This is a genomic window from Rhizomicrobium sp., assembly GCA_037200045.1.
In the GTDB taxonomy this organism is placed as follows: Bacteria; Pseudomonadota; Alphaproteobacteria; order Micropepsales; family Micropepsaceae; genus Rhizomicrobium.
On the sequence record JBBCHM010000002.1, the window covers coordinates 1,226,319 to 1,248,721 of the forward strand.

Consider the following 22,403-nt stretch of genomic DNA (forward strand, 5'->3'; position numbering starts at 1 on the left):
ATCAGGCGGCGCGGTCTTTCGGCTCGCGCGGATCGATGAGGATGCGCAGCACGCGCGCCATCAGCGCATCGAGCGACGCCTGACGCTCCTCCGCCGCCGTGCCGTCGAAGCGAAGCTGGCGCAGCTCGTCGAGCGGCAGGCCGACCCGTTCCGCCAGGAGACGCTCCAGCCGGTCGATCCGCTCGTTCGAGACGGCGAGCTCGACCAGCAGCGCCAGCGAGATGTTGAGCGCTTCCTCCACTTCGAGGTTGTCCAGGCTGTGGGGCCGCGCGCCCCGGGCCGAGGAGATCAGCGCCACGATCGCGTCAGCGGGGCTCGCCATGTCAGCCTTCCTTGCGCGCGCTGATCGCATACCAGCGATTGGCGCCGTGGATGCCGGCGAGATCGTGCTCGACGATGTCCGCCGGCGTGAAACCGGCCGCCAGCATGTCGGCCGTCAGATCCGCCGTCTGATAGGTGTGCCAGTGCACCTCGCCGTTGAACCCGGTGTCCCAGTTGCGTTCGACCTGGTGGACCAGCGTCGGCAGTTTGCGAATGGCGACATCCTGGTGCACCACGACGCCGCCGGGACGGACGACGCGGAATGCCTCCTTCATCATCGCCTGGCGTTTCTCGGCGCCGATCTCGTGCAGCAGATTGTGCGATACGACCAGATCGAACGTGCCGTCTTCGAATTTCAGCGCCGAGGCATCCATCTGGTGAAAGTGCACGGCGACGCCCAGCGACTCGGCGCGCGCATGGGCGTAGCGCAACATGCCCGCGCCGATGTCGACGGCGTGAACCTCCGCGTCCGGATATTGCGCGGCATAGGCGGCGGACGCCGAGCCGGCGGAGCAGCCGATGTCGAGGATGCGGCGCGGCGGCGCGACGTCGGGAAATTTTTCGTCGAGCAGGCGCACGACGACGGCGGCCTTGCTGTCGCTGCGGCCGATGCCCTGGCCGAAGGCGAAGACGTTGCCGCCGGTCTCATAGAGCGCGCCGGCCACGACATCGTCGGCGCCGCGATCCAGCGCGTAGCCGCCGGGCTGCAGATGGATATCGACATCCGCGACTTCGGGCGACGGACGGTAGGCCGGATCGAGATCCAGCGAGCCCTTCTTGTCCGGCGCGTTGATCAGGCGGAGGGTGGCCGCCGAGATGCGATCGATGTCGGCATAAAGCGGCTCGCCCACCGAAACCCAGATCATCTCCTGCGCCGCGCGGTTGGCCGCGCTCCACAGCCGGTAGCCGGGCGACAGGAACAGCGCCTCCTCGACATCGTCGGGCGATTGCGGCTGGCGGCCATGCTTCTCGGCGAAGGCCGGCGCGCCTTCGCGCGCGAAAAGATCGACATTGCCGGGCCGCACACGCGTGTTGAGGAAGCGGCGCATCGACACCACCGCCTCCTGCCGCGCCTTCTGGTCGGCGCTGGTCGCGGGAAGAAGCTCGTGCTGGAGATCGCGGACCTTCATGGAGACACCTCGCTTTACGCATCAAGCAAAGCAGATCGGCCGGGGCGCCGCAATCGTTTTGCTTTATTAATAGGACAAATAAACCTCAGGCCTGGATGAGCTCGACGAGCTCGCCGGCGGCGCCGCGCACGGTGCAGGCGAGCCGCCCGTCATAGCCCGGCCCATCGCGCCGCGCGGGCGGCGCGATGGCGATGTCGCGCACGCGATCGAGGTCGGTGACGAGAAAGCTCGCCATGGCGTTGCCCGGCGGCAAATGGCCCGGCGCCACCGCGCGCGGGCCGGCGATGCGTCCTTCGCCCGTCAGATAGCCATCGATCTCGATCAGATAGCCATGCTCGCGCAAGCCCACGGTCGTGAGCGGAAACGTATCGTCGGGACCAAGTCCCTGCGCGGCGACGACGACGCCGGCGCGGCTGGCGCGGATCGGACGCTGCTTCATGTCGAAACGTTCGACATACCAGCGGTGCATCGCGGCGAAATCGGGGCCGGCGACCACCAGGATGAAAGGCCGGTCCACCGGCGCCGATGGCTTCGGCAGGATGGAGGCGTCACGGTCGCCGGTCTCGGTCGTGAAATAGAGGCACTCCTGCGCCGGGCCGATCACCTGCATGGCATGGATCGACGGCATCGCGGCCAGCGGGCGCGGCGCGCCGATGACGCGGAAGGGCGAAACGGCCAGCCGGGCGTTGAGGGCGTCGAGATCGTCGACGATGATCTCGATCGCGTTCCACCCGAAGGTCGTGAGCGCGCGATAGGCCGGCGCCGGCGGCGTCCGCACGGCGCGGATGAACACCTGACTGTCGCCGGACGAATGCAGCAGGACATAGGGCTGGCCGGCGGCGGCCGGCGTGCCCCAGCTCCGCGCCAGCTCCGCCGCGACAAGGCCGCGCTCCGCCACGCGATAGCCCATCCATTCCGCATAGCAGCGCTCGAACGCCGCGAGATCGGGCGCGCCGACGGTCGCGAAGCAGAAGCGCAGAAGCTGCGGATCGGTATGCGTCGTCCAGTCGGCCACGAGGGCTCCGCCGCAAGTTGGGCGCCGCGGCGCGAACATTCGGCCTAGGCAAGGAATGATATTATAATTATAACAAATGGAGCGACGCAAGGAACAGCGCGATTTTCGATCCGGCCCGCCTAGATGATCTGCGGCTCCATGCGCGCCGAATTGAGATCGAGCTTGATCTGGTAGCGGTCGTGGCGGAACTGCGCGAGGATGTGCTGGACCGGGCGGCCGTCCTTGTCGAACACCGTGCGACTGACGCGCAGGATCGGCGAGCCGATATCGACGCCCAGCGCCGCGGACAGCACCGAATCGGCCAGCGTGGCGGAGATCGTCTGCGTCGCCGCGCCGATGCGCACGCCCGCCTCCTCGATCAGTTGCAGCATGGGCGTGGTCTTGAGCGCGGTGCGCGTCAGCGACACGCCCAGGGACGCCGGAATGAAGCTGATGAAATAGCCGAGCGGCTTGTCCTCGAGCCAGCGCACGCGCACCACCCGGACCACGGGCGTTTCCGGTGCCACCTGCAGGGCGTCGGAGATCGGCGGCCTGGCGGGGACGGTTTCCAGCTCCAGCAGCCTGACCTGGGTGCTGCGGCCGAAATTCAGCAGCGACTCCAGCGCGGTGTCCAGATTGCCCTGGAACGGGCGCACCGGCGTCTCGAAGATCACGGTCGTGCCGACGCGGCGCTGGCGGGCGACGAGGTTGGCGTCCGCAAGCTCGGCCAGCGCCCGCCGCGCGGTGATGCGCGAAACGCCATAGCTCGCCGCCAGTTCCTGCTCCGTCGGCATGCGCGAGCCGTGGGCGCGCTCCCCGCTGGTGATTTCCTCGCGCAGCTGCATGAAAATCTGGTGGTAGAGCGGGACCGCCTGCATCCGGTCGACCGCGTCGGCGTTGTTGTCCCCCTTCGGCTTCTGCAACGCCGGCCTCTCGATACGCTTCTTGCGATGAATCATGCTTTCCCCGCCAACCGGCGGTTTTTGCACTCTATTCCTCGACCTCCGCAAGCGGAAAGGAGAATTGGCCGATGAAAACCAAGCCCATGCTCGAATCGAACGATGCCGGAGCGATTCTCGACGCATGCCGGGCCGCGGCGACCGCCGCCGGACTGTCGGTCTCGATCGCGGTGGTCGATGACGGCGGCTATGCGCTCCGGCTCGAGCGCATGGACGGCGCGGGGCTGATGACGCCCGCCGTGGCGAGCGCCAAGGCGCGCACCGCCGCCCTGATGCGCGCGCCGAGCAAGGTCCTGGCCGATCGGGTCCGCAACGAGCCGGAGATCCTGCGCCTGACCGAATATCTGCCGATGCCCGGCGGGCTGCCGATCCTCGTGCAGGGCCATTGCGCCGGCGGCGTCGGCATATCGGGCGGCCGGCCGGAACAGGACGAGGAGATCGCGCGCGCGGGCCTCGCGGCGCTCGGCTGAGGCCGCTGGCCGATCAATGCATCTCTTCGCCGCCGGATACATTCATCGCCTCGCCGGTGATGTAGCGGGCCTGGCCCGAGCACAGGAAGGCGCAGGCATTGGCGGCGTCGTCGACCTCGCCCACCCGGCCGAGCGGGATGCGCTCGCGCATGGCCTTCAGATAGTCGTCGACCGACAGGCCGCGCGCCTTGGCCATGAACTCGTTCTGCCAGGCGCCCAGGCCGGTGGTGACGTGGTTGGGGCAGACCGCATTGACGGTGATCTGGTGGACGCCGAGCTCGATCGCCGCCGAGCGCGTCAGCCCGACCAGACCGTGCTTGGATGCGACATAGGACGAGGTGAGCGCCGAGCCGGACTTCGCCGCGCGGCTGGCGACCGACACGATGCGCCCCGCGCCCCAGCGATCCTGCACGCCCTGGGCGATCATCTGCCGCGCCGCGTATTTCATCGCGAAGAAGGCGCCGCGCAGATTGACGTTGAGCACGGTGTCCCAGCGCTCCTGCGTCGCCTCGATCAGCGGCCCGAACAGATAGCCGACGCCGGCATTGTTCACGAGGATGTCGAGCCGGCCGAAATGCGCGACGGCATGGCCGATCAGCGCCGCGACTTCGCTTTCCGCGCGCATGTCGGCCTGGAAGGTCGAGACATGCGGCGAGACGCGCCTTATCTCGGCGGCGACCTCCTCCATCTCCGCCGTCGCGCCTACGCCATGGGCGGGCGCCATGTCGCCCACCGATTTGCCGATGTCGTGGATGACGACGCGCACGCCCTCCTCCGCCAGCCGGCGGGCGATCGCCTCGCCAAGGCCCTTGTGCCGGCCGGCGCCGGTCACGACCGCCACTTTTCCTTCGAGATCGGAATACATCGCTTGGCTCCTTAGATTTCCATGGCTGTGCGGTAACCCTCGGCAGTCGCGCTGAGCACGGTGCGCGGCGCGCGGCAATCGCCGATCAGCCGGACATCGATACCAGCGGCGCGCAAAGGCGCGGCTAATGCGTCGTCCGGCATGCGCGCCGTCGCATAAGTGAACAGGGATACGTCCTGGACCACGGCTTCGCGGCCGTTGAAGATATTCGCATAGGCGACCTCGCCCTCGTCGAAGCGCGACGCGGCGAGCGGCTCGACCGAAGTCACGATCTCGATGTTCTTGCGATAGAGCCGGGCGTAGACGCCCTGGCGCAGCACGATCGATTCTTCCGCCGCCAGTCGCTCGCGCGGCGTCAGCAGCACGGCGCGTTCGAAGCGCGCGGCCAACAATTCGGCGGTCGCATAGGTGAAAGCGGTTTGATCGTGATCGTAGATCACCGCCGTGCCCGACTGGCGGGCGGCGGTGCGCGTGAACAGCGTGGCCACCTCGCGTATATCGGGGAAGAGGCCCTCGCCGCGATACTCGACGGGCAGAAAATCAGGCCAGACGCCATGCGAGCCGGTGGCAAGGACCACGACATCGGGCGCGAGCGCCAGCACGGCGTCGGCATCCGCGAATTCGCCGGCGCGAAAGCGCACGCCATGGCGCCACGCCGCAAGCGCCTGATAGTCGTAGATGCTGCTCAGCGCTTCGCCGCCGGGCAGGAGCGCATGCAGCCGCGCCTTGCCGCCGGGCTCTTGCGAGGCGCCGAACACGGTGACGTCATGACCGCGCGCGGCGGCGACCCACGCCGCCTCCATGCCGGCGATGCCGGCGCCCACGATTACGACGCGGCGCCGTACCGGCGCGGGCGCCGGTGTCCAGTCCGCCTCATCCGGCGCGCCGACGCGCGGATTGTTGTCGCACAGGAGCCCGCGGCCCACGGTGATCATGTGCCAGCAGGTGTTGCACGAGACGCAGTAGCGGATTTGCGCCTCGCGACCCTCATAGGCCTTCACGCCCCAGGCCGGATCGGTCACCAGCGGCCGCCCCAGCATCACCAGGTCGGCGAGGCCGTCGCGCACGATGCGCTCGCCCTCGTTGGGATCGGTGATCAGCCCCAGCGCGCCCAGCGGAATGCCGGGCGCGTGGCGGCCGAGCGCGTGTATCTTTCCGACATAGGGCATGCGGGGCCCGTGCAGGTCGGGCAGATGCTCATACAGCGTGTCGGCATGCGCGCCCCAGCAATAGGTGAGATAGTCCACCGCCCGCAGACGATGGATCAGCGCCGTGATCCGCGCGGCCTGCTCCAGATCGATGCCGTCGCGCAAACCGTCCTCGGCCGGCAGCTTCACGCCGATCATGAAATCGGGACCGCAGTGCTGGCGAAGGCCGAGGATCAATTCGGTCAGGAGCCGCGCGCGGCCTTCGAGGTCGCCGCCATAGCGGTCCTCGCGCCGGTTCGAGCGCGCCGAAAGAAATTGATGGAAGATGTGGCCATGGCCGGCCGAGATCTCGACGCCCGCGAAGCCCGCGGTCCTGAGCTGCGCCGCGGAATAGACGAACTCGTCGATCATCCGGCGCACGGCGTCGGTCTCGAGCGCGTGGGGCACCGTCCAGCTCAAATCATCGGGCAAGGCCGACGCGCCGATCGCATCGGGATTGCGGAAGCCGGACCGCACGCCGCGGCCATTGTCCTGGATCTGGCCCAGCATCAGGCCGCCCGCTTCGCGCACCGCATCGGCCCAGCGCGCCAATGCGGCGGCATTCTCGCCGGAGAGCACCTGCGGCCTTGTCGGCAGGCGCTGCGAGCGCAGCATGCCCATCGGCTCGGTCACCAGCAGCGCGGCGCCGCCTTTCGCGCGGTTCACGTAATAGGAGACCAACCTGTCGGTGACCGCGCCGCGATCGGCGTAATGCGTCGACATCGAGGCATGGACGATGCGGTTGCGCAGCACATGCGCACCGACCCGCACCGGAGAGAAAAGATGCGGATAGCTCGTCACATTCAGTCGGGCGCGTGCATGCGCAGGACACGCTTGATGAAAGCCTGGCGCCAGGCGGCCCGTTCGGCCTCGACCGCGTCGTCGGCGCGATAGGCCTCGACATCGCCGCGCCGGACCGTGCCCTTTTCCGCCAGCAATCTCTCGACCGTATCCAGCCGGTCGCGCAGCACGGAGACTTCGGTCATCAGTTCCAGGACGAACGTCATCATCTGGTCGACCGCAGGATCGTCGAAAAACCGTGGCCGTTTTCCCTTGGCCACCCGCGGCAGTTTCACTTCATCAGGATTAAGCCGCTTCATCGTCAGAGCCTATGCCATCGCGGCCCGAATGGGGAAGCCCGAAGCGGCTTCCCCATGCTGGAGTGCGGTTATCAGTAGTCGTAGCGCGCCCGGATCATCCACGTCCCCGGATCGTTGAGGTAGGGATAGATCAGGAACGAGGTCTTGTAGGTGTCGTCGAAGCAATTGTTGCATTCGCCGGTGAGCGACCAGTGGTTCACCTCGTCGCGCAGCGTGAGCCCCGCGTTGAAGAGGCTGTGACCCGGCTGATAGCCCTTCGGATCGTTGGAGGTCGAGACCCACGTTCCCGCGACATAGTTCCAGGCGACGTTCGGCGTGAGGCTGTAGTCCGACCCGAGCAGGAAGGTGTAGTTCGTGCCCAGGGTGGAGGTGAACGACGGGGCGCGCGTCGGATCGGCGATCGTGCCGGCGGGCGTCACGATGCCGGCGTTGCAGTTGTTGGCCGTGATGCCCTTCTTGCAGTTGGCGATCTGGGTGACGACCGAGGCGGCGATGTTCTGGAACCGGGCGCTTTGCGTGCCGACGTCCCAGAAGATGTTGAAGCCGTCGATCGGCTCGACCGTGAAGTCGCCTTCCACGCCGTAATCCGCGAGATCGGCGTAGTTGCGGATCAGATAGCTGATCAGCCCGGTCTTGGGATCGACATAGCCGGCCGGCAACTGGTTGTCGGCGTCTACGTAGTAGAAGCCTGTCAGGTTGGCGCGGACGCGATTGTCCCACCATTCCGAACGGACGCCGCCTTCATAGGACCAGATCGTCTCCTTGTTGAAGGGAAGAACGTTGCCCGCATCGTAGGCGCGGGCGTTCCAGCCGCCGGACTTGAAGCCGCGCGTCGCCGAGGCGAACGCCATGACATCGGGCGTGATCTGGTAGTTGAGCGCGAAGCGCGGCGTCAGCACATCGGCGTTCATCTTCACCGGAATGCCCAGATTGACCACGTCCTGCGTCGAGAACGGCTGATTGGCCGCCGAGGAGCGCGCGAGCGGGTTGGGATTGGGCTGATACTCGACATCCTTCGCTTCATGCGTCCAGCGGGCGCCGGCGGTGAAGGTCAGGTCGCTGGTGATGTGGAAGTCGCCCTGGAAATAGGCGGCATACGACTCCGTACCGTTGGTCATGACGCGGTCGGCGCTGACCAGCGATGGGCCGGTCAAGGGGACCGTGATGTTGGCGAAGTTCGTCCAGTTGCGCTCGTTCAGGTAATAGACGCCGGCCACGTAGGTGAGGAAGTCGTGGAAGCCGCTACCGGTGACCTTGATCTCCTGCGTGAACTGGTGGCTCCAGCTGTCGTTGACGAGCGGCGTCGAATAGCCGCGCGAGCCCGACACGAAGTCGACGCCGTTGAGCACGACCGAGGCGCTCGACAGGCCGTCGAAGCTGTCGGTCATATAGTCCAGATCGGTGCTGAGATAGCCGGTGATGAAATTCACCGTCGCGCCGGCGACGACCGTCTCGAAGTTCGAGCTGATCGTGTAGGTCTTGGTGGTGTCGCCGAGCGTGTTGTCGGCCAGGCCGGCGGAAACGAGGGCCGCGCCGATCGCCTTGTTGGTGAAGAACGGCGTGTAGTCGACGCGTTCGCCCTTCTTCGGGTCGTAGAAGTTCACCAGATTGGAATTGTTGGCGTAGGTGTAGTTCGCCGCCAGGTCCCAGGTCGAGTTGGCGTCGAGCGGCAGGCGGACGGCAACACGCCCGCCCCATTCCCGGTCGCCGTTTTCGAGCTGACCGGTGGTCTGATTGTGCACATAGCCGTCGGCGTTGGTGTAGTAGCCCGATACCTTGGTCAAGATGTCGCCATCGGCGAGCGGCACGTCGACCGAGCCGCGCACCTGGGTACGATTATAGGCGCCGTAGCCAGCCTCGAGGAAGCCGGTCAGCTGGTCGCCCGGCTTCTTCAGGATGACATTGATCGCGCCGCCGGTGGTGTTGCGCCCGAACAGCGTGCCCTGCGGACCGCGCAGGACCTCGATCTGGTCCACGTCGAACATCGAGAAATTGTTCGCGCCCTGGCGGGACAGATAGATGTCGTCGATATAGGTGCCGACCGGAACGTCGAAGGTCGAGATCGACTCGGTGTTGTTCAGTCCGCGCATCGAATAGGTATTCGCGGTGCCGAGCGCGGTGTTGTTGTGGCCGATCAGGTTCGGCACGTACTGCACCAAATCCAGCGCGTTGGTGATCTGGCGATCCGCCAGATCGTGCGAGGTGAAGGCGCTGACCGCGAGCGGGACCTTCTGGAGATCCTCCGCATGGCGTTGCGCGGTGACGATGACCTGCTCAAGGCCGCCGGCGGCCGTGGAGTCGGACGGCGCCACGGTACTGACCGGCGCCGCCTGGGCCAGGACCGATGTGGAAGAGAGCAAGAACCCCAGACCGGCGGCGAGGCCGATCTTCCTTGACCGATACGCAGAACTCATACGCAAACCCCTTTTCCCTCAAGAAATAACTTCGTTGTCCCTGCGAGCCCCCGACGGCCCAATCTTTGTGCCGGGACAAGGCGGTCGCCCTGCCACAGCGATGTCGAATGTCGCGCCCTTCGATCGCGGCCCGCGTCGCGCGCGGGAGCAAAACCGCGCTCTGTCGCCTGGCTGTCCTTCAATCCGCCGGATCAACATTCGATTTGTACTAATGATATATCAAAAGAACAAATCTGTCATCATCGATCTGTCATCGGCGTCGAATGTTTTTCGTAAAGCGTGTCTTCTTTGCGACTCTGTTCACACGGGGTAAGTCGGCCGCGACAGGCAACGCTCCAGCCAGCGCGCCACCGACGGATAGGGTGCGAGATCGACGCGGGCCGGCCGGGCTAGCGCCATGATCGCCGCGACATTGAGATCGGCGATCGAAAAGCCGCTCCCGACCAGCCATTCCGCCCTATCGAGCGCGCCTTGCAGAACCGTCAGCGGCGCGGCGAGCGCCTGCTCCGCGGCGTCCGCCGCCGCCGCGTCCCGCGCGTCGGCCGGCTTGACGACGCGCTCCATCAGGCAGGTCACGAGAAGCCGCTCGACCTCGTTCAACGCCCACAGCGTCCATTGCCAGACCAGCGCTTCGTCCTCGGCCCCTTCGGGATAGAGCGTGCCGAGGCCGTATTTCTTCGCCAGGTAAAGACCGATCGCGAACGATTCGAACAGCTTGAATTCGCCGTCGCGCAGCGCCGGCACGCGACCGTTCGGATTGATGGCCCGGTAAGCCGGGCCCTTGAGCTCGGCCGGCTCGGGCACGATGTTCTCGACCGGAATACCGAGTTCGCGGGCCACCCAGAGCGGACGGCGCGCGCGCGATGACGGTTTGCCGAATATCTCCACTGTCATCGATTCAGCCCTTCCCCGGCAGGGACGCCAGAAATTCAAGAACCGGCACGCACCACTCGCCGACGCGGTCGAACACCATGCCGGCGCCGCCCGGCAGCTCGGCGTAGGACCAGGCGGGCTGAAGCGCGAGAAGCGCGACGCCGGACGGATAGACGGGGTCGGTGCGGCTGGCGATCACCAGCGCCGGACAGGCGATTTTCGCCACGTCGGGCGCGAAGTCGTAGTTCGCCGCGGCCCAGTGAGACTGTTCCTTCCATGGGCCATTGGCGAAATAGGCGACAAGGGACAGATGCACGGTCTCGTCGCTCCATTGCGGGTCGCCGATGCGGCGGACCAGCGCCCAGCGGTCGGTGAAGTGATGGCCGTCGCGCTCGAGAATCTGCGGATCGCTGAAACGCTTCAGCCGCTCCGCGCGCTGCTCGGCCGTATAGAGCGGCGCGTTGTCGAGGACGATGCCGCGGACCTTGCCGCCATGCCGCGCCGCCAGGCGCCCGGCGACCAGTGCGCCGCCGTGATGGCCGACGACCGCGGCCTGGCCGATCCCCAGGCCGTCCAAGAATGCCGCCATGGCATCGGCATAGAGCTCGATGCTCGGCGCCTCGGTCGGGTCCGACATGCCATGGCTCGGCAGGTCCGGCGCGATCGCGCAATAGCCCGCCGCGGCCAGTAGCGGCAGGGCGTGGCGATACTGGATCGACGACCAGGGCGCCTGGTGGATGAGAAGCACCGGCGTTCCCTCGCCATGCTTGCGGTAGTGAATCTGGCCGTGGCGCGTCGCGACATAGCCGCGCGTTTCGCCGGGCAAGGCGCCGAAGATGGGCAGGGTCATGCGCGGGTCTCCAGCGGAATGAGATGCTGGCCGAGCAGCCGGCCGAAGGTCAGCGCCGGGGTCACCATCATGCCCCCACACGCCGCCTTGCCCATGGTCTGGCTCGAACCGAGCAATTCGCCCGCCGCATAAAGATTTGGAACAGGGCTGCCGTCGCGACGGATCACCCGCAGGCCCGCATCGACCGCGAGACCGAGCGCGCTCGAGATCGAGCTCGCCTGCATGCGGATTGCATAGAAGGGCGGCGTCGAAATCGGCGCGGGGCGATGGACGCGGCCGAGGAAATCGTTCCCCGTCCGAACGCCGTAATTGTAGCCTTCCACCGCCGCGGCAAGGTCTTGCGCGCCGATGCCGGCGCACACCGCAAGCGCGTCGAGCGAGCCGGCGCTCAGGAATGCCGGGCCGCCGCGCGCGAAGGCCTCGCGCATCTGCTCGCGCGTCCAGCCCACGACGATCGGCGGCGCGCGGTCCAGGATCGCCTGGTCGAAGACGATCCAGTAGCGGTAGCCCGGCTGCTGCAGCAGCGACATCTCGCGGGCATCGACGCTTTCGATATCCTCGCGGATAAAGCGTGCGCCGTTCACGTTGACGTAGATTTCCCAGGGCTGGCGCCGCTCCGGGAAATGCTCGACGCGGCCGATGGCCTTGGCGGGAAATTCGTCGGTATCGAACAGGGTGCCGAAATTGATGAAGATGTTTTCCGCGCCGCGGACATAGCCGCCGACCGACTGGCCGAGACCGAGCCCGGCACCGCGCCCATAGGGATAAGGTCCGGCATTGAATTGCGGATAGCCGTTCAGCTCTTCGAACAGCGCCGGATTGGCCGCGTAGCCGCCGCAGGCCAGTACGACGAAGCGGCCCGAAAATTCGTGTTCGTCGCCGTCGCGATCGCGCGCGCGGACGCCTGTCACGGCGCCATCCGGCGAGGTGAGAAGTCCGGTGGCCTCGTGTTCGAGCCGCAGCGTGATCTTTCCGGCGGCGACCGCGCGCTCCACCAGCGGCACCAGCACGTCCTTGATGCTGAGCGCGCCCTTTTCGCCCCAATAGTAGCGCGGCACGCTGTAGGGCTCGTGGCCGAAACCCTTCACCGGATGCTCCGGCAGCGGCGCGAAGCCCTGATCGAGCAGCCAGTCGAAGGTCTGCGCCGCGTTGGTCACCGCCAGGCGCACGAGATCGGGATTTGCGGTGCCGCGGCTGATCCGCATCACGTCGTCGAAATGGAGCTGCGGCGAATCCGCGATCCCGCGCTCGGCTTGCAGGCGCGTTCCGGCGGCGCTCATCTGTCCGGTCGCCACCCACAGCGAGCCGCCGATCGCCGGCGCGTGGTCGAGCAGAAGCACGCGCGCGCCCCGCTCCGCCGCGAACAGGGCCGTCGGCATGCCGGCCGAGCCGGCGCCGACGACGATCAGATCGAAGGGCGCGCCGTTGGGCGCCGCGCCGCCGGCATTGTGTTGCTGTCCGGCCATGAACTCCACTCAGCCGCTGCCGTTCCGAATATCGGAACAGCGTTCCATGACAACAACACTAGGTTTGCGAAATTCGCGCCGTCAAGCGATGATGCCGCAAAATGTTCTAGTATTATATCAATTCCCGCCGCGCGAATCGGCGCAGGGCCGGGAGCGAACGGAAGGGATTGCGATGCGGCTGGGATTTGCCAGGAATTTGCCGGCCACGGGCGGTATCGCCGCCCTTCTTATCGCGCTCTCGAGCATCGCGCCGGCGGCCGCGGTTCCGTCCTGCGATCCGGCTGCCGCGCAGAGCACGGCCTGGATCGGCAATGGCGTGCTGGCGGGCGGCAAGGGTTATGTCGCGACGCCGATGGGCCAGGTGCATTACCGCCTGATCGGCCCCTCCGGCGCGCCGGTCATCCTGCTGCTGCACCAGACGCCGTGGTCGCTGATCGAGTTCGCCGGGGTGCAGGAATGCCTCGCCGCGCGAAATATCCGCTCGCTGGCGGTCGATACGCCGGGCTACGGCATGTCCGATCCGCCGGCCGGAGCGCCGACGATCGCGGACTATGCCGACAACCTCATTCCCGTGCTCGATGCCCTCAAATTCGAGCGCGTCGTCGTCGCCGGCCATCACACCGGCGCGGCGATCGCCGCCGCGCTGGCGGCGCGCCATCCCGACCGCGTGGCGGGCGTCATCCTGCATGGCACGCCGCTTTACACCGACGCCGAGCGTGCCCAGCGGCTGTCCGCGCCGGAACAATCCTTCGAGCTTAAACCCGATGGCAGCCATCTCTCGGATTACTTCCGCTACATCAAGCCTTATGCGGGCGGCGAGCCGCATGCGTTTGTCTCGACCAATTGGTCGGTGCTCAACCGTTATCAGGCGGGCGTCAACGACATCGCCCACATCGCCGTCTTCCGCAACGACATGGCGCGCGACCTCGCGGCGATCCGCGTGCCGGTGCTCGTCCTGTCGGATGCGCTGGATTCGCTGCACGCGATGGACCTGCGCGCGGCCAAGCTCTATCCGGCTTTCCGCTATCGTCAGTTCTCGGACGGCACGGCGCATATGATGATGGGCCACCCCGATCTGTGGGCCGCCATGGCGGCGGACTTCATGGCGAGCGTCAAACGATAGGCCGTCAGGCGACGTCGGCTTGCTGTTCGGACGGGGCGCCCAGCGCATGGGAGGCCTCCCGCGCCGCGTGGCGGACGCTGTCGCTCAGCCTTTGCCGGCTGGCCGCGGTGAAGCGGAGCGACGGCAAGGTCAGGCCGATGGCCGCGGCGAGCTGACCGTCGGCATTCCAGATCGGCGCGGAGATGCCGCAGACATCCGGCTCCCATTCGCCGCGATTGACGGCGATGCCGCGCTGGCGCACGGCGGTGGCTTCGCGGCGGATCGCCGCCTTGTCCGTCATCGTGCGCTGCGTGAAGCGGCGGCGCGGCGCCTCCAGCACCGCCGCCAGCGCCGGCGGATGGAAGGCCATGAAGATCTTGCCGGCGGACACACAATGGGCCGGGGCGCGCCCGCCGATCTCCGCATAGGCGCGGATCGAATGCACGCCCTCGGCCTTGTCGATGTAGCAGATCTCCAGGCCATCGAAGATCGCCAGATGCACCGTCTCCAGCGTGGATTGCGCCAGCCGGTCCATGATCGGGCGCACCACGCGGCGCAAATCAAGACGCTCGATAACGCGGCTGCCCAGATGCCAGACCCTGAGCGTGGCAGCGTACTGACCCTCGCGATTGGCGGCATAGCCGAGCTGCACGAGGGTCTGCAGATAGCGGTGCGTGCTGCTCTTGGTCGTGCGCGCCTGGCGCGCCAGATCGGAGACGCCGAGCGGACGGTCCGCCGCGGACAGGATTTCGAGGAGCGCCATCCCCCTGGCGAGCGTCTGATCCATTGTGTCTCACTTCGGCTGGGCGGGACGGCGGGCAGGAATCGAGATGGGCGAAACGGCTGATGGAATCACTATAGGTGCGCGCCGACACCGGCTTCAACCCGCCCCGGCGGCCACCGCGTCCATTGCTGTGACCGCCTGCTGGTAGTGGCGCAGTCCGAGCGCCACGAGAGCGATCGACGGGATGCCGACGATCAGCACGAAGCAGGACAACACGACGCCGATCGAGCGCGGATCGCCCGTCGCGTCGATCGCGAGACCGATCAGCGGCGGCGCCAGCAGGGGGCCGACGACGGTGATCACCGTGGTGAACAGCGCGACCGACTGGCCGCGCATTTCGCCGGGCGTGATCAGCGTCAGCGCCGCCGGGCCGGCCGCGGTGGCGATCGCCTTGCCGACGAAGGCCAAGAACATGATCGCGACCGCCACCATGGCGTTCGACATGACGGGATAGAGCGCGCTGGTCGGGATCGCGATCAACAGGCCGAGCAGCAGCGTGCGCATCGCGCCGTCATGGCCGTTCTTGCCGAGGGCGCGCGAGCACCACACCGCCGCGACCGTTCCGATCGGACCGGCGATGAAATAGAACACACCCGTCGCGGTGCCGATGGCGGCGATATGCCAGCCCCAGACCCGTTCGAACAGCGGCACGTTCCACAGCGTCAGCGTGCTGAGCGCGAAATTGCAACTCGACCCCAGGAACAGCACGGCGAAACCGCGCCATTGCGTTTTCATGTAGCGCAGGACGGCGAGCGGCGTGGCGCCCCCTGCCCCGCGGTTCGAGGTTTCGGTGCGCGGCGGCTCGCGGACGGTCAACATCGCCGCGGCGAACACGATGCCCGGCAGGCCGACCAGCAGGAACGCCGCCTGCCAGGACTGGAAGGGACCGATCCCCCAGAGGTGGAACGTGCTCAAGCCCTGGAGCCAGCCGACCAGATGGCCGCCGATGAGAAACGCCAGGCCCGCGCCGAGATAGGTGCCGGCCATGTAGATGCTGATCGGACGCGCGCGGCTCTTGCGGTCGAAATAATCGCTGATCAGCGACAGCGAGCCCGGCGTCACCACCGCTTCGCCGAGGCCCAACCCCAGGCGCAGCAGGAGCAGCGGCACGAAAGTCGCCACGAAGGCCGCCGCGCTCGTCATGCCGCACCAGCACACGATGCCCGCGATCAACAGCCATTTGCGGCTGGCGCGGTCGGCGTACCAGCCGAGCGGGATCACCACGATCATGTTGAAGAGCGAGAAGGCCGGGCCGAGCAGCAATCCGACCTGGAAGTCGGACAGATGCATCGCGTGCTTGATCGGCTCGATGACGAGCGAGAGGATGTACCGGTCGAAATAGGAGAGGATGTAGACAAGCAGCAGCAGAGAGACGACGTACCACTTGTAAAGAGAACTGCTCGAATCCGGACGCAAAGCCACACCCCTCATTCCGGATCGGCCCGACCCGGTTTCGCGAAATCACATGCCTGGAGCGGTCAAGCGGGCTTGCGGCTGCCGAACACGTACCAGCCGCCCTTGCCGTGCATCGGCCGGCCCGGCTCGTCCCAGGCGAAGGCCTGGGCGCGGTCGGGATAGGCGCCGATGTCGGGCAGGATCATGGCGAAGGAATTCTTCGGATCGAACCCCGCCGCCGCGCACAGCGCGACCGGATCCTCGGCGCGGAAGGCCGCGTAATAGGGCTCGTTGTTGTTCTGCGTGTCCCAATTCCAGAAATAGTCCTCCCACGGATCGACGAGGCCGGTGGCCGGAAGTTCCTGGTGGACCATGAGGCCGCCGGGCGCGAGCAGCCGGTTGCATTCCGCCAGCACCTTGCGCGTCGCCTTCACCGAGATCTCGTGGAAGAAAAAGCTCGAGACGATCAGGTCGAAATGGCCGTCCGGGAAATCCATCGCCTCGGCGTTCTGCTGGCTGAAATGGATCGGCACGCCTTCATGTTCGGCGACCGCGTGGCCATAGCGCAGCAGCGGCGCGCCGACATCGACGCCATGGGCCTCGACACCAGGAAAGGCCTCCAGATAGGGGATCAGATTCTTGCCCGAGCTGGTGCCGATATCGAGCATCCGCCGCGGCTTGAAATCGGGATAGGTCGCCTTGATCCAGCGGCTGATCACCCGCGCCACGCCTCCCCAGGCGCGGTGGTTCATATTGGCGGTGAAGACGCGCGAGCCCAGGCTGACGACCGCACCCTGGGCGACATCGTCCTCGACATATTCGGTGTGGAAGCAGCCCGGGGTCAGATGGACATCCAGCGCGCTGACATAGCGCGGAATCTCAAGATCGGGCGCGAGGCGCACCGACCCGCCGGCCGGATTGCGCGCCTGGGCCGCGCGCGCCACATCGATCATCTGCGGCAGAGCGCGCTCGATCGGCGCCTGGACCGACAGATAGCACATCTCCTGCGCGTTGTAGCGGACCGTGCTGTAGAAGCGGTAGGAATCGCGCCCGGTCATCGCCGCATCGATCTCGCGCGCTGTCTTGGGCACAGCGTCCTTCGCTTCCAGCGCCGGCTTCACATTCTCCGCGTAGTCCGTCTCGGTCGCATCGGCCATGTCGCGAATGGCGTGGCGGCGCAGCGCGCTGCAGAAACGCTGGCGCGCGAACTCGTCAAACGTCGGATGCGCCAGGCTTTCGATATCGGGGATGGCGTCGTTGCGGCCACCCATGGTCATGCGCAGTGCATTCGACATCGATCACTCCCGCCGCGAAGGCATTCCAACCGTTCCAGCATTCGGAACGACGCTCCATGTGACAAAGCGTTGCGTCGCCCTCTGCTCCGCGCGCTCTGCATTTCCACGGTCATTGTCAGCCGCCATGGCACGCCAGAATCCGTTTGCGCATTCCAATAGACCTATATCTAATACAAATGCGCGGACGAGGGAAGCGATCTTTGGCACCGGAAAATCAAGTCATCATCGTCGGTGCCGGACCGGTCGGCTTGATGGCGGCGCTTTCGCTGCATCGCCGCGGCATTCCGTTCGTGCTGCTCGAAGCCGAGACGGCGCTGGCCGAGGATCTGCGCGCCTCGACCTTCCATCCGCCGACGCTCGACATGCTCGACGACTTCGACCTGGCGGCGCCGCTGATCGCCATGGGCCTGAAGACGCCGACCTGGCAGATCCGGCTGCACGAAACCCATGAGCGCGCGGAGTTCGATCTTGCCGCGATCGCCGATCTGACACGCCATCCTTACCGCCTGCAATGCGAGCAGTCGAAACTGTGCCGGCTGGCGATGGATCGCCTGATCGGCCTGGGCGCCGACATCCGCATGGGCACGCGGCTCGAAACCGTCGCGCAGGACGACGACGGCGTGCGCATCACCGCCCGCGCCGCCACGGGAGAGCCGGTGACGCTGACCGGCCGTTTCCTGATCGGCGCCGACGGCGCGCGCAGCGCGGTGCGCGAACAGGCCGGGATGACGCTGGAGGGAAAGACCTATCCCGAGGTGACGGTGCTGGCGACCACGCCGTTCCCATTCCAGGACCACCTGCCGCATCTGTCCAACGTCAATTATGTGTGGAAGGAGACCGGCACTTTCAGCCTGCTGCGGCTGCCGGCGATCTGGCGCTGCAGCCTCTATCCCGATCCCGGCGAAACCGTCGAGCAGGGAATGGAGCGCGACAGCATCGAACGCAAGCTGCAGGTCGTTGTGCCCAATCCCGCCGGCTATGAGGTGCTGGAGATCCGCGCCTATCGCATCCATATGCGTATCGCCGACGATTTCCGCGCCGGGCGCGTGCTTCTGGCCGGCGACGCCGCCCACCTCAACTCGCCCTCCGGCGGCATGGGGATGAATGGCGGCATCCACGATGCGCTGGAACTGACCGCGACCTTGGCGCAGGTGTGGAACGGCGCGCCGCTCGCGCTGCTCGACCGCTACACCAGGCGGCGCCGGCCGGTCGCCGAGGCCGATATTCTCATCCAGGCGGATCGCAACCGGGCTCGCATGCAGGAGCGCGATCACGGCAAGCGGCGCGACATGCTGCGCGCCTTGCAGCAGACGGTGGCCGATCCGGCAGCCAGCCGGGACTATCTGATGCGCTCCTCCATGATCGCCGGACTGCAACGCGCGGCGGCGATCGCATGACCAGGGGCGCCTACGATTACGGCAAGGCAGGCGTTGTCGGAATCGGCACGCCGCAGGCCAATCCGACCGTCGAGGCGGAAATGGCGATCCTCCTGCCGCCCTCCGTCGCCTGCGCGACCGTCCGCCTCACCAGCCCGATCGCCGATCCCCTGATGAGGCTGGCCGCCTATCTCGAGGGCATCGAGGAGTACCTCGCGCGCTTCGACGCGCTGAAGCCCGATGTGTTCGGCTTCGGCTGCACCGCCTCGTCCTATCTGGTCGGCGAAGAGGCGCAAATCGTCGCCGCCGCCGAGCGCCGCTTCGGCTATCCGATCGTCACGGCGACGGCGGCCATCGCGGAGCAACTGACGCGGCTGCGCGCCCGGCGCATCGCGCTCATCACGCCCTACCCGCCCGCCCTGTCGCACGCCGCCGCCAGTTTCTGGACCCAAAGCGGATTTGACGTCGCCGAGACGATCCGGATCGAGACCGGCAGCGCCGACACCCGCAGCATCTATGCGCTGGGAAGCGCCGACGCGCGCAAGGCGCTCGACCGGCTCAAGGACGCGTCCGTCGACGCGATCCTTCTGAGCGGGACCGGCATGCCGACCCTGCCGGTGCTCGCCTCGCCGCCGCCCGGTCCGCCGCTTCTGTCCTCGAACTATTGCCTGGCCGCGAGCCTATGCCAGCGGCTCGGCCTCGGCGGCGAGCCGGACTTCGAACGCTGGCGCGCGCGCTGTGCCGCCGCCACCACGCCCCATGCCAACCAACCGGGAATATCCTGAATGTCCGCTGCCGTCTCCGCCGTCATCGACCAGCAGAGCCTGACCGCCGCTGGCCCCGTGCTGTCCGTCATCGATCCGGCGAGCGAGGAGATCATCGCCGAGATACCCGAAGCCGATGCCGCGACGGTGGAGCGCGCCGTGGCGGCCGCGCGCGCGGCTTTTACACACGGCCCCTGGCGAAAGATGGAGTGCGAAGCGCGCCAGCAGGTCCTGCGCCACTGCGCTGATCTGATCGACGCGGCGAGCGAGGAATTGGCGGCGCTCGAATCCGCCAATACCGGAATTCCCTTGAGCCAGATTCGCGCCCGCCAGATCGCCCGCGCCGGCTACAATTTCCGCTTCTTCGCCGATTATATCGGCCAGTCGGCGGGCGAGCTTTACGAGCAGAACCCGGACTATCTGACGCTTGTCCGCCGCGAGCCGGTCGGCGTCGCCGCCCTGATCGCCCCCTGGAACGCGCCGATCGCGCTCGGCACGATGAAGATCGCCGCCGCCATCGCTTTCGGCAATACCTGTGTCGTCAAGCCTTCGGAGCAGGCGCCGCTCGGGATAACCCGCGCGGTGGAGGTTCTCCAGGCCGCGCTGCCGCAGGGCGTGGTCAATCTCGTCAACGGCCGGGGCCAGACGGTCGGCGACGCGCTGGTACGGCATGCGGATGTCGATCTCATCTCCTTCACTGGCGGTACGCGCACCGGCAAGGCGATCATGGCGGCGGCCGGCGCCGGGCTGAAGCCGACGACGATGGAATTGGGCGGCAAGTCCGCCAACATCATCTTCGCGGACGCGGATTTCGAGCAGGCGCTGGACGGTGCCCTGCTCGGCATCTTCACCAACAACGGCCAGCAATGCCTCGCCGGCTCGCGCATCCTGGTCCAGCGCGCCATCGCCGATCGCTTCATCGAAGCCTTCGTGGCGCGGGCGCGCGCCATCCGCATCGGCCATCCGCGCGATGCAGAGACCGAGATCGGCCCGCTCTCCTCGAAGGTGCACTTCAACCATGTCGCGAGCTTCGTGCCCGCGGCGGGCGCGAGCGGCACGAAGCTCCTGACCGGCGGCAAACGCGCGGCGGGCTTCGACCGCGGCTATTACTACGAGCCGACCGCGGTGATCGCCGATTCGAACGACAGCCGCGTCTGCCAGGACGAGATCTTCGGTCCCTTCGCGGCACTGATGGTCTTCGACACGGCGCAGGAGGCCTATGCCATCGCCAATGCCAGCCGCTTCGGCCTCGTCAGCTATGTCTGGTCGCAGAACATCGCCACGATCATGGAAGCGCAGGAAGTGCTCTCCAGCGGCATCGTATGGTGCAACACCCCGATGATGCGCGAACTGCGCGCGCCGTTCGGCGGCGTGCGCGAATCCGGCGTCGGCGCGGAGGGCGGCAAGGCCTGCGAGGCGTTCTATACGCGGCAGAAATCGGTGAGCATTCCGCGCCGGCCGATCGCCTTGCGCAAGCTGGGCGCGACGGCGTGACCATGGCGGAGGATCCGACGGCCGTGTTGCACAAGGACATCACCGCCTTTCTCGATGCCTATTTCGCGGCATGGAACAAGTATGACGTGCCGGCGATGAAGGCGCTGTGGGACGAACAGGAACAGACGCCGATCTACCTCGCCGAGGAGAACGAGCCGCATATCGGCTGGCCCGCCATCCTGGGCTATTGGGGCGTGGACCGTTCCAAGTCGGAACGGCTTCTGACCTGGCGCGATTTGACGGTGGTGGCCGGTTCACCCGACGTGACGATCGCCTTCTTTCACTGCAATTGGAGCACCTACATCCCGAATTCGCGGCTGTATCCCAAGCCGTTTGGCGGCCCGGTGCGGATCACCATGGCGCTGCGGCGCAAGCCCGAAGGCTGGCGCGCCTTCCATTATGTGGAGTGCCCTCTCGCCTCCATCGTGCAGCTGCGCAGAGCCCATGAAGACGCCGTCGATCCGGAAATCCACCGCCGCCTCGCCGCCAAGGGCGTGAAATATTGAAAGTCCGCCACGGATCAGGCCGGGTTCGCCGCTTGCGCGCGCGGGGCAATCCTGTGCGCACCATCCCGCAATGAGGACATGTCCCGTCTCGGCGGCATCCCGAACATGCGAGCGTATTCGCGGCTGAACTGCGACGGGCTTTCATAACCTACCTGACGCGCCGCCGCCTCGACGTTGACGGCCTCGGCAGCCATCAGCCGGCGTGCTTCCAGCAACCGCATCTGCTTCTGGTATTGCAGCGGCGTCATCGACGTAATCGCCTTGAACTGGCGATGAAACGCGGATGGGCTCATCTTCGCGATGGCGGCCAGCTCGTCGATCCGCAGGGTCTCCGCGAAACGATTGCGCAGCGCATGAACCGCGCCGATCACCTCATGCGTATGATCATGGCCGAGCGTCATCCGCGCAACTTCGGCGCCATGCGGCCCGGTCAACAGCCGATAGCAGATCTCGCGCATGATCGCGGGATAAAGGATCGGAATCGCCGCCGGCTCGCCCAGCAGACGCACCAAGCGCAGCATGCAGTCCTCCAACGGTCCGCTGAAATCCGCGACAAAGACCCCGCTTCCGACCTCGCCATTTGCCGCTGGCGGCGCGCCCAGCGACTCCAGGACGTCGCGCATCGCGGCGACATCGAGTGCGACGGCGACGCCGATAAACGGCGCGTTTGGACTGGCCTCGGTGACCCGGCCGACAGCCGGCATCTCGACGCCGACCACAACAGCCTGGCCCGGCCGGTAGACGATCCGGTTGCTGCCGAACATCGTCCACTTGGTGCCCTGGAGGACCGCGCAGAGCGCGGGCTTGTGCACAAAGTGGCTTGGACGCTTCTCGTAGTCCGACCGCAACATGGCCAGGCCGTCGATCTCCGTTTGGAACGGGCTCTCGCCAATCTGGGCATCCGTATAACGGGTGACGAGTTCCAGTAGCGTTTCCGCCATGTCCGTGCCTTTCCGCTCCAACCTTGCGCAGATAGGCATCCGGGCAGGATTAGGCAAGAAGTATGCGACTTTCGGTATTCCGTCCCGCGAGGCGGATGAGCATATTCCGGCTCAAGC

21 protein-coding genes are annotated in these 22,403 nt (G+C 66.7%); 6 read left to right on the plus strand and 15 right to left on the minus strand.

What is annotated here, in order from left to right:
* Nucleotide 1: 1 nt before the first annotated feature.
* The 4 genes from WDM86_21135 to WDM86_21150 form a co-directional block, all read right to left on the minus strand.
* Nucleotides 2-322, minus strand: coding sequence for a hypothetical protein (locus WDM86_21135; protein MEI9992523.1), 321 nt, complete (start codon nucleotides 320-322; stop codon nucleotides 2-4).
* A 1-nt stretch (nucleotide 323) separates the two neighbouring features.
* A complete protein-coding gene (locus WDM86_21140) occupies nucleotides 324-1,451 on the minus strand; it encodes a class I SAM-dependent methyltransferase (GenBank protein ID MEI9992524.1) in 1,128 nt (375 codons plus the stop codon).
* Between the two features lie 85 nt (nucleotides 1,452-1,536).
* Nucleotides 1,537-2,466: a hypothetical protein gene (locus WDM86_21145; protein MEI9992525.1), complete on the minus strand. Its 930-nt coding sequence runs from the start codon at nucleotides 2,464-2,466 to the stop codon at nucleotides 1,537-1,539.
* A 119-nt stretch (nucleotides 2,467-2,585) separates the two neighbouring features.
* The gene (locus WDM86_21150) at nucleotides 2,586-3,404 is read right to left on the minus strand and encodes a GntR family transcriptional regulator (protein ID MEI9992526.1); all 819 of its coding nucleotides are present in this window, start codon (nucleotides 3,402-3,404) and stop codon (nucleotides 2,586-2,588) included.
* Between the two features lie 71 nt (nucleotides 3,405-3,475).
* Between WDM86_21150 and WDM86_21155 the strand changes: the two genes are divergently transcribed.
* The gene (locus tag WDM86_21155) at nucleotides 3,476-3,874 is read left to right on the plus strand and encodes a heme-binding protein (GenBank protein MEI9992527.1); all 399 of its coding nucleotides are present in this window, start codon (nucleotides 3,476-3,478) and stop codon (nucleotides 3,872-3,874) included.
* Between the two features lie 13 nt (nucleotides 3,875-3,887).
* Here WDM86_21155 and WDM86_21160 read toward each other — a convergent pair whose 3' ends face one another.
* The 7 genes from WDM86_21160 to WDM86_21190 all read right to left on the minus strand — a co-directional run bounded on the left by WDM86_21160 (nucleotide 3,888) and on the right by WDM86_21190 (nucleotide 12,629).
* The gene (locus WDM86_21160) at nucleotides 3,888-4,739 is read right to left on the minus strand and encodes an SDR family NAD(P)-dependent oxidoreductase (GenBank protein ID MEI9992528.1); all 852 of its coding nucleotides are present in this window, start codon (nucleotides 4,737-4,739) and stop codon (nucleotides 3,888-3,890) included.
* Between the two features lie 11 nt (nucleotides 4,740-4,750).
* Entirely contained in the window at nucleotides 4,751-6,727 is a 1,977-nt protein-coding gene (locus WDM86_21165; protein MEI9992529.1) for an NAD(P)-binding protein, read from the minus strand.
* 2 nt (nucleotides 6,728-6,729) lie between these two features.
* Nucleotides 6,730-7,026: a hypothetical protein gene (locus tag WDM86_21170; GenBank protein ID MEI9992530.1), complete on the minus strand. Its 297-nt coding sequence runs from the start codon at nucleotides 7,024-7,026 to the stop codon at nucleotides 6,730-6,732.
* A gap of 71 nt (nucleotides 7,027-7,097) precedes the next feature.
* Nucleotides 7,098-9,440, minus strand: coding sequence for a TonB-dependent receptor (locus WDM86_21175; protein MEI9992531.1), 2,343 nt, complete (start codon nucleotides 9,438-9,440; stop codon nucleotides 7,098-7,100).
* A gap of 300 nt (nucleotides 9,441-9,740) precedes the next feature.
* Complete coding sequence (locus WDM86_21180) at nucleotides 9,741-10,334, minus strand: glutathione S-transferase family protein (protein MEI9992532.1); 594 nt, start codon at nucleotides 10,332-10,334, stop codon at nucleotides 9,741-9,743.
* 4 nt (nucleotides 10,335-10,338) lie between these two features.
* On the minus strand, nucleotides 10,339-11,163 hold the full coding sequence (locus tag WDM86_21185; protein ID MEI9992533.1) for an alpha/beta hydrolase: 825 nt from the start codon (nucleotides 11,161-11,163) through the stop codon (nucleotides 10,339-10,341).
* The gene (locus tag WDM86_21190) at nucleotides 11,160-12,629 is read right to left on the minus strand and encodes an FAD-dependent oxidoreductase (protein MEI9992534.1); all 1,470 of its coding nucleotides are present in this window, start codon (nucleotides 12,627-12,629) and stop codon (nucleotides 11,160-11,162) included. The genes WDM86_21185 and WDM86_21190 overlap by 4 nt, the downstream gene beginning before the upstream one ends.
* 172 nt (nucleotides 12,630-12,801) lie before the next feature.
* Between WDM86_21190 and WDM86_21195 the strand changes: the two genes are divergently transcribed.
* Entirely contained in the window at nucleotides 12,802-13,752 is a 951-nt protein-coding gene (locus tag WDM86_21195; GenBank protein MEI9992535.1) for an alpha/beta hydrolase, read from the plus strand.
* Between the two features lie 4 nt (nucleotides 13,753-13,756).
* On the opposite strand, the gene WDM86_21200 is transcribed toward WDM86_21195, so the two are convergent.
* The 3 genes from WDM86_21200 to WDM86_21210 all read right to left on the minus strand — a co-directional run bounded on the left by WDM86_21200 (nucleotide 13,757) and on the right by WDM86_21210 (nucleotide 17,205).
* Nucleotides 13,757-14,518, minus strand: a complete 762-nt coding sequence (locus WDM86_21200; protein ID MEI9992536.1) for an IclR family transcriptional regulator — start codon at nucleotides 14,516-14,518, stop codon at nucleotides 13,757-13,759.
* A 93-nt stretch (nucleotides 14,519-14,611) separates the two neighbouring features.
* Nucleotides 14,612-15,937 carry an MFS transporter gene (locus WDM86_21205; protein ID MEI9992537.1) on the minus strand — a complete coding sequence of 442 codons (1,326 nt, stop codon included), beginning with the start codon at nucleotides 15,935-15,937 and terminating at the stop codon, nucleotides 14,612-14,614.
* Nucleotides 15,938-15,993: 56 nt separating this feature from the next.
* On the minus strand, nucleotides 15,994-17,205 hold the full coding sequence (locus WDM86_21210; protein ID MEI9992538.1) for a class I SAM-dependent methyltransferase: 1,212 nt from the start codon (nucleotides 17,203-17,205) through the stop codon (nucleotides 15,994-15,996).
* Between the two features lie 200 nt (nucleotides 17,206-17,405).
* On the opposite strand from WDM86_21210, the gene WDM86_21215 reads away from it, so the two are divergent.
* From WDM86_21215 to WDM86_21230, 4 genes are read left to right on the plus strand one after another with little or no spacing between them, the layout of a single operon-like run.
* Nucleotides 17,406-18,602 (plus strand): FAD-dependent monooxygenase, encoded by a 1,197-nt coding sequence (locus WDM86_21215; GenBank protein ID MEI9992539.1) that lies wholly within the window; start codon nucleotides 17,406-17,408, stop codon nucleotides 18,600-18,602.
* Nucleotides 18,599-19,366 carry a hypothetical protein gene (locus tag WDM86_21220; protein ID MEI9992540.1) on the plus strand — a complete coding sequence of 256 codons (768 nt, stop codon included), beginning with the start codon at nucleotides 18,599-18,601 and terminating at the stop codon, nucleotides 19,364-19,366. Before WDM86_21215 ends, WDM86_21220 begins: the two co-directional genes overlap by 4 nt.
* Nucleotides 19,367-20,839, plus strand: coding sequence for an aldehyde dehydrogenase (locus WDM86_21225; GenBank protein MEI9992541.1), 1,473 nt, complete (start codon nucleotides 19,367-19,369; stop codon nucleotides 20,837-20,839).
* Nucleotides 20,840-20,841: 2 nt separating this feature from the next.
* Nucleotides 20,842-21,345 carry a nuclear transport factor 2 family protein gene (locus WDM86_21230; protein ID MEI9992542.1) on the plus strand — a complete coding sequence of 168 codons (504 nt, stop codon included), beginning with the start codon at nucleotides 20,842-20,844 and terminating at the stop codon, nucleotides 21,343-21,345.
* Nucleotides 21,346-21,359: 14 nt separating this feature from the next.
* Here the strand turns inward: WDM86_21230 and WDM86_21235 are convergent, their stop codons facing one another.
* Complete coding sequence (locus WDM86_21235; protein ID MEI9992543.1) at nucleotides 21,360-22,286, minus strand: AraC family transcriptional regulator; 927 nt, start codon at nucleotides 22,284-22,286, stop codon at nucleotides 21,360-21,362.
* Nucleotides 22,287-22,403 lie beyond the last annotated feature (117 nt).

What these genes read in the sequence shown, in the direction of transcription:
- WDM86_21135 (MEI9992523.1), bottom strand. Translation starts at nt 322, where the DNA reads ATGGCGAGCCCCGCTGACGCGATCGTGGCGCTGATCTCCTCGGCCCGG.
- WDM86_21140 (MEI9992524.1), bottom strand. Translation starts at nt 1,451, where the DNA reads ATGAAGGTCCGCGATCTCCAGCACGAGCTTCTTCCCGCGACCAGCGCC.
- WDM86_21150 (MEI9992526.1), bottom strand. Translation starts at nt 3,404, where the DNA reads ATGATTCATCGCAAGAAGCGTATCGAGAGGCCGGCGTTGCAGAAGCCG.
- WDM86_21155 (MEI9992527.1), top strand. Translation starts at nt 3,476, where the DNA reads ATGAAAACCAAGCCCATGCTCGAATCGAACGATGCCGGAGCGATTCTC.
- WDM86_21160 (MEI9992528.1), bottom strand. Translation starts at nt 4,739, where the DNA reads ATGTATTCCGATCTCGAAGGAAAAGTGGCGGTCGTGACCGGCGCCGGC.
- WDM86_21170 (MEI9992530.1), bottom strand. Translation starts at nt 7,026, where the DNA reads ATGAAGCGGCTTAATCCTGATGAAGTGAAACTGCCGCGGGTGGCCAAG.
- WDM86_21175 (MEI9992531.1), bottom strand. Translation starts at nt 9,440, where the DNA reads ATGAGTTCTGCGTATCGGTCAAGGAAGATCGGCCTCGCCGCCGGTCTG.
- WDM86_21180 (MEI9992532.1), bottom strand. Translation starts at nt 10,334, where the DNA reads ATGACAGTGGAGATATTCGGCAAACCGTCATCGCGCGCGCGCCGTCCG.
- WDM86_21185 (MEI9992533.1), bottom strand. Translation starts at nt 11,163, where the DNA reads ATGACCCTGCCCATCTTCGGCGCCTTGCCCGGCGAAACGCGCGGCTAT.
- WDM86_21190 (MEI9992534.1), bottom strand. Translation starts at nt 12,629, where the DNA reads ATGGCCGGACAGCAACACAATGCCGGCGGCGCGGCGCCCAACGGCGCG.
- WDM86_21195 (MEI9992535.1), top strand. Translation starts at nt 12,802, where the DNA reads ATGCGGCTGGGATTTGCCAGGAATTTGCCGGCCACGGGCGGTATCGCC.
- WDM86_21200 (MEI9992536.1), bottom strand. Translation starts at nt 14,518, where the DNA reads ATGGATCAGACGCTCGCCAGGGGGATGGCGCTCCTCGAAATCCTGTCC.
- WDM86_21210 (MEI9992538.1), bottom strand. Translation starts at nt 17,205, where the DNA reads ATGTCGAATGCACTGCGCATGACCATGGGTGGCCGCAACGACGCCATC.
- WDM86_21220 (MEI9992540.1), top strand. Translation starts at nt 18,599, where the DNA reads ATGACCAGGGGCGCCTACGATTACGGCAAGGCAGGCGTTGTCGGAATC.
- WDM86_21225 (MEI9992541.1), top strand. Translation starts at nt 19,367, where the DNA reads ATGTCCGCTGCCGTCTCCGCCGTCATCGACCAGCAGAGCCTGACCGCC.
- WDM86_21230 (MEI9992542.1), top strand. Translation starts at nt 20,842, where the DNA reads ATGGCGGAGGATCCGACGGCCGTGTTGCACAAGGACATCACCGCCTTT.
- WDM86_21235 (MEI9992543.1), bottom strand. Translation starts at nt 22,286, where the DNA reads ATGGCGGAAACGCTACTGGAACTCGTCACCCGTTATACGGATGCCCAG.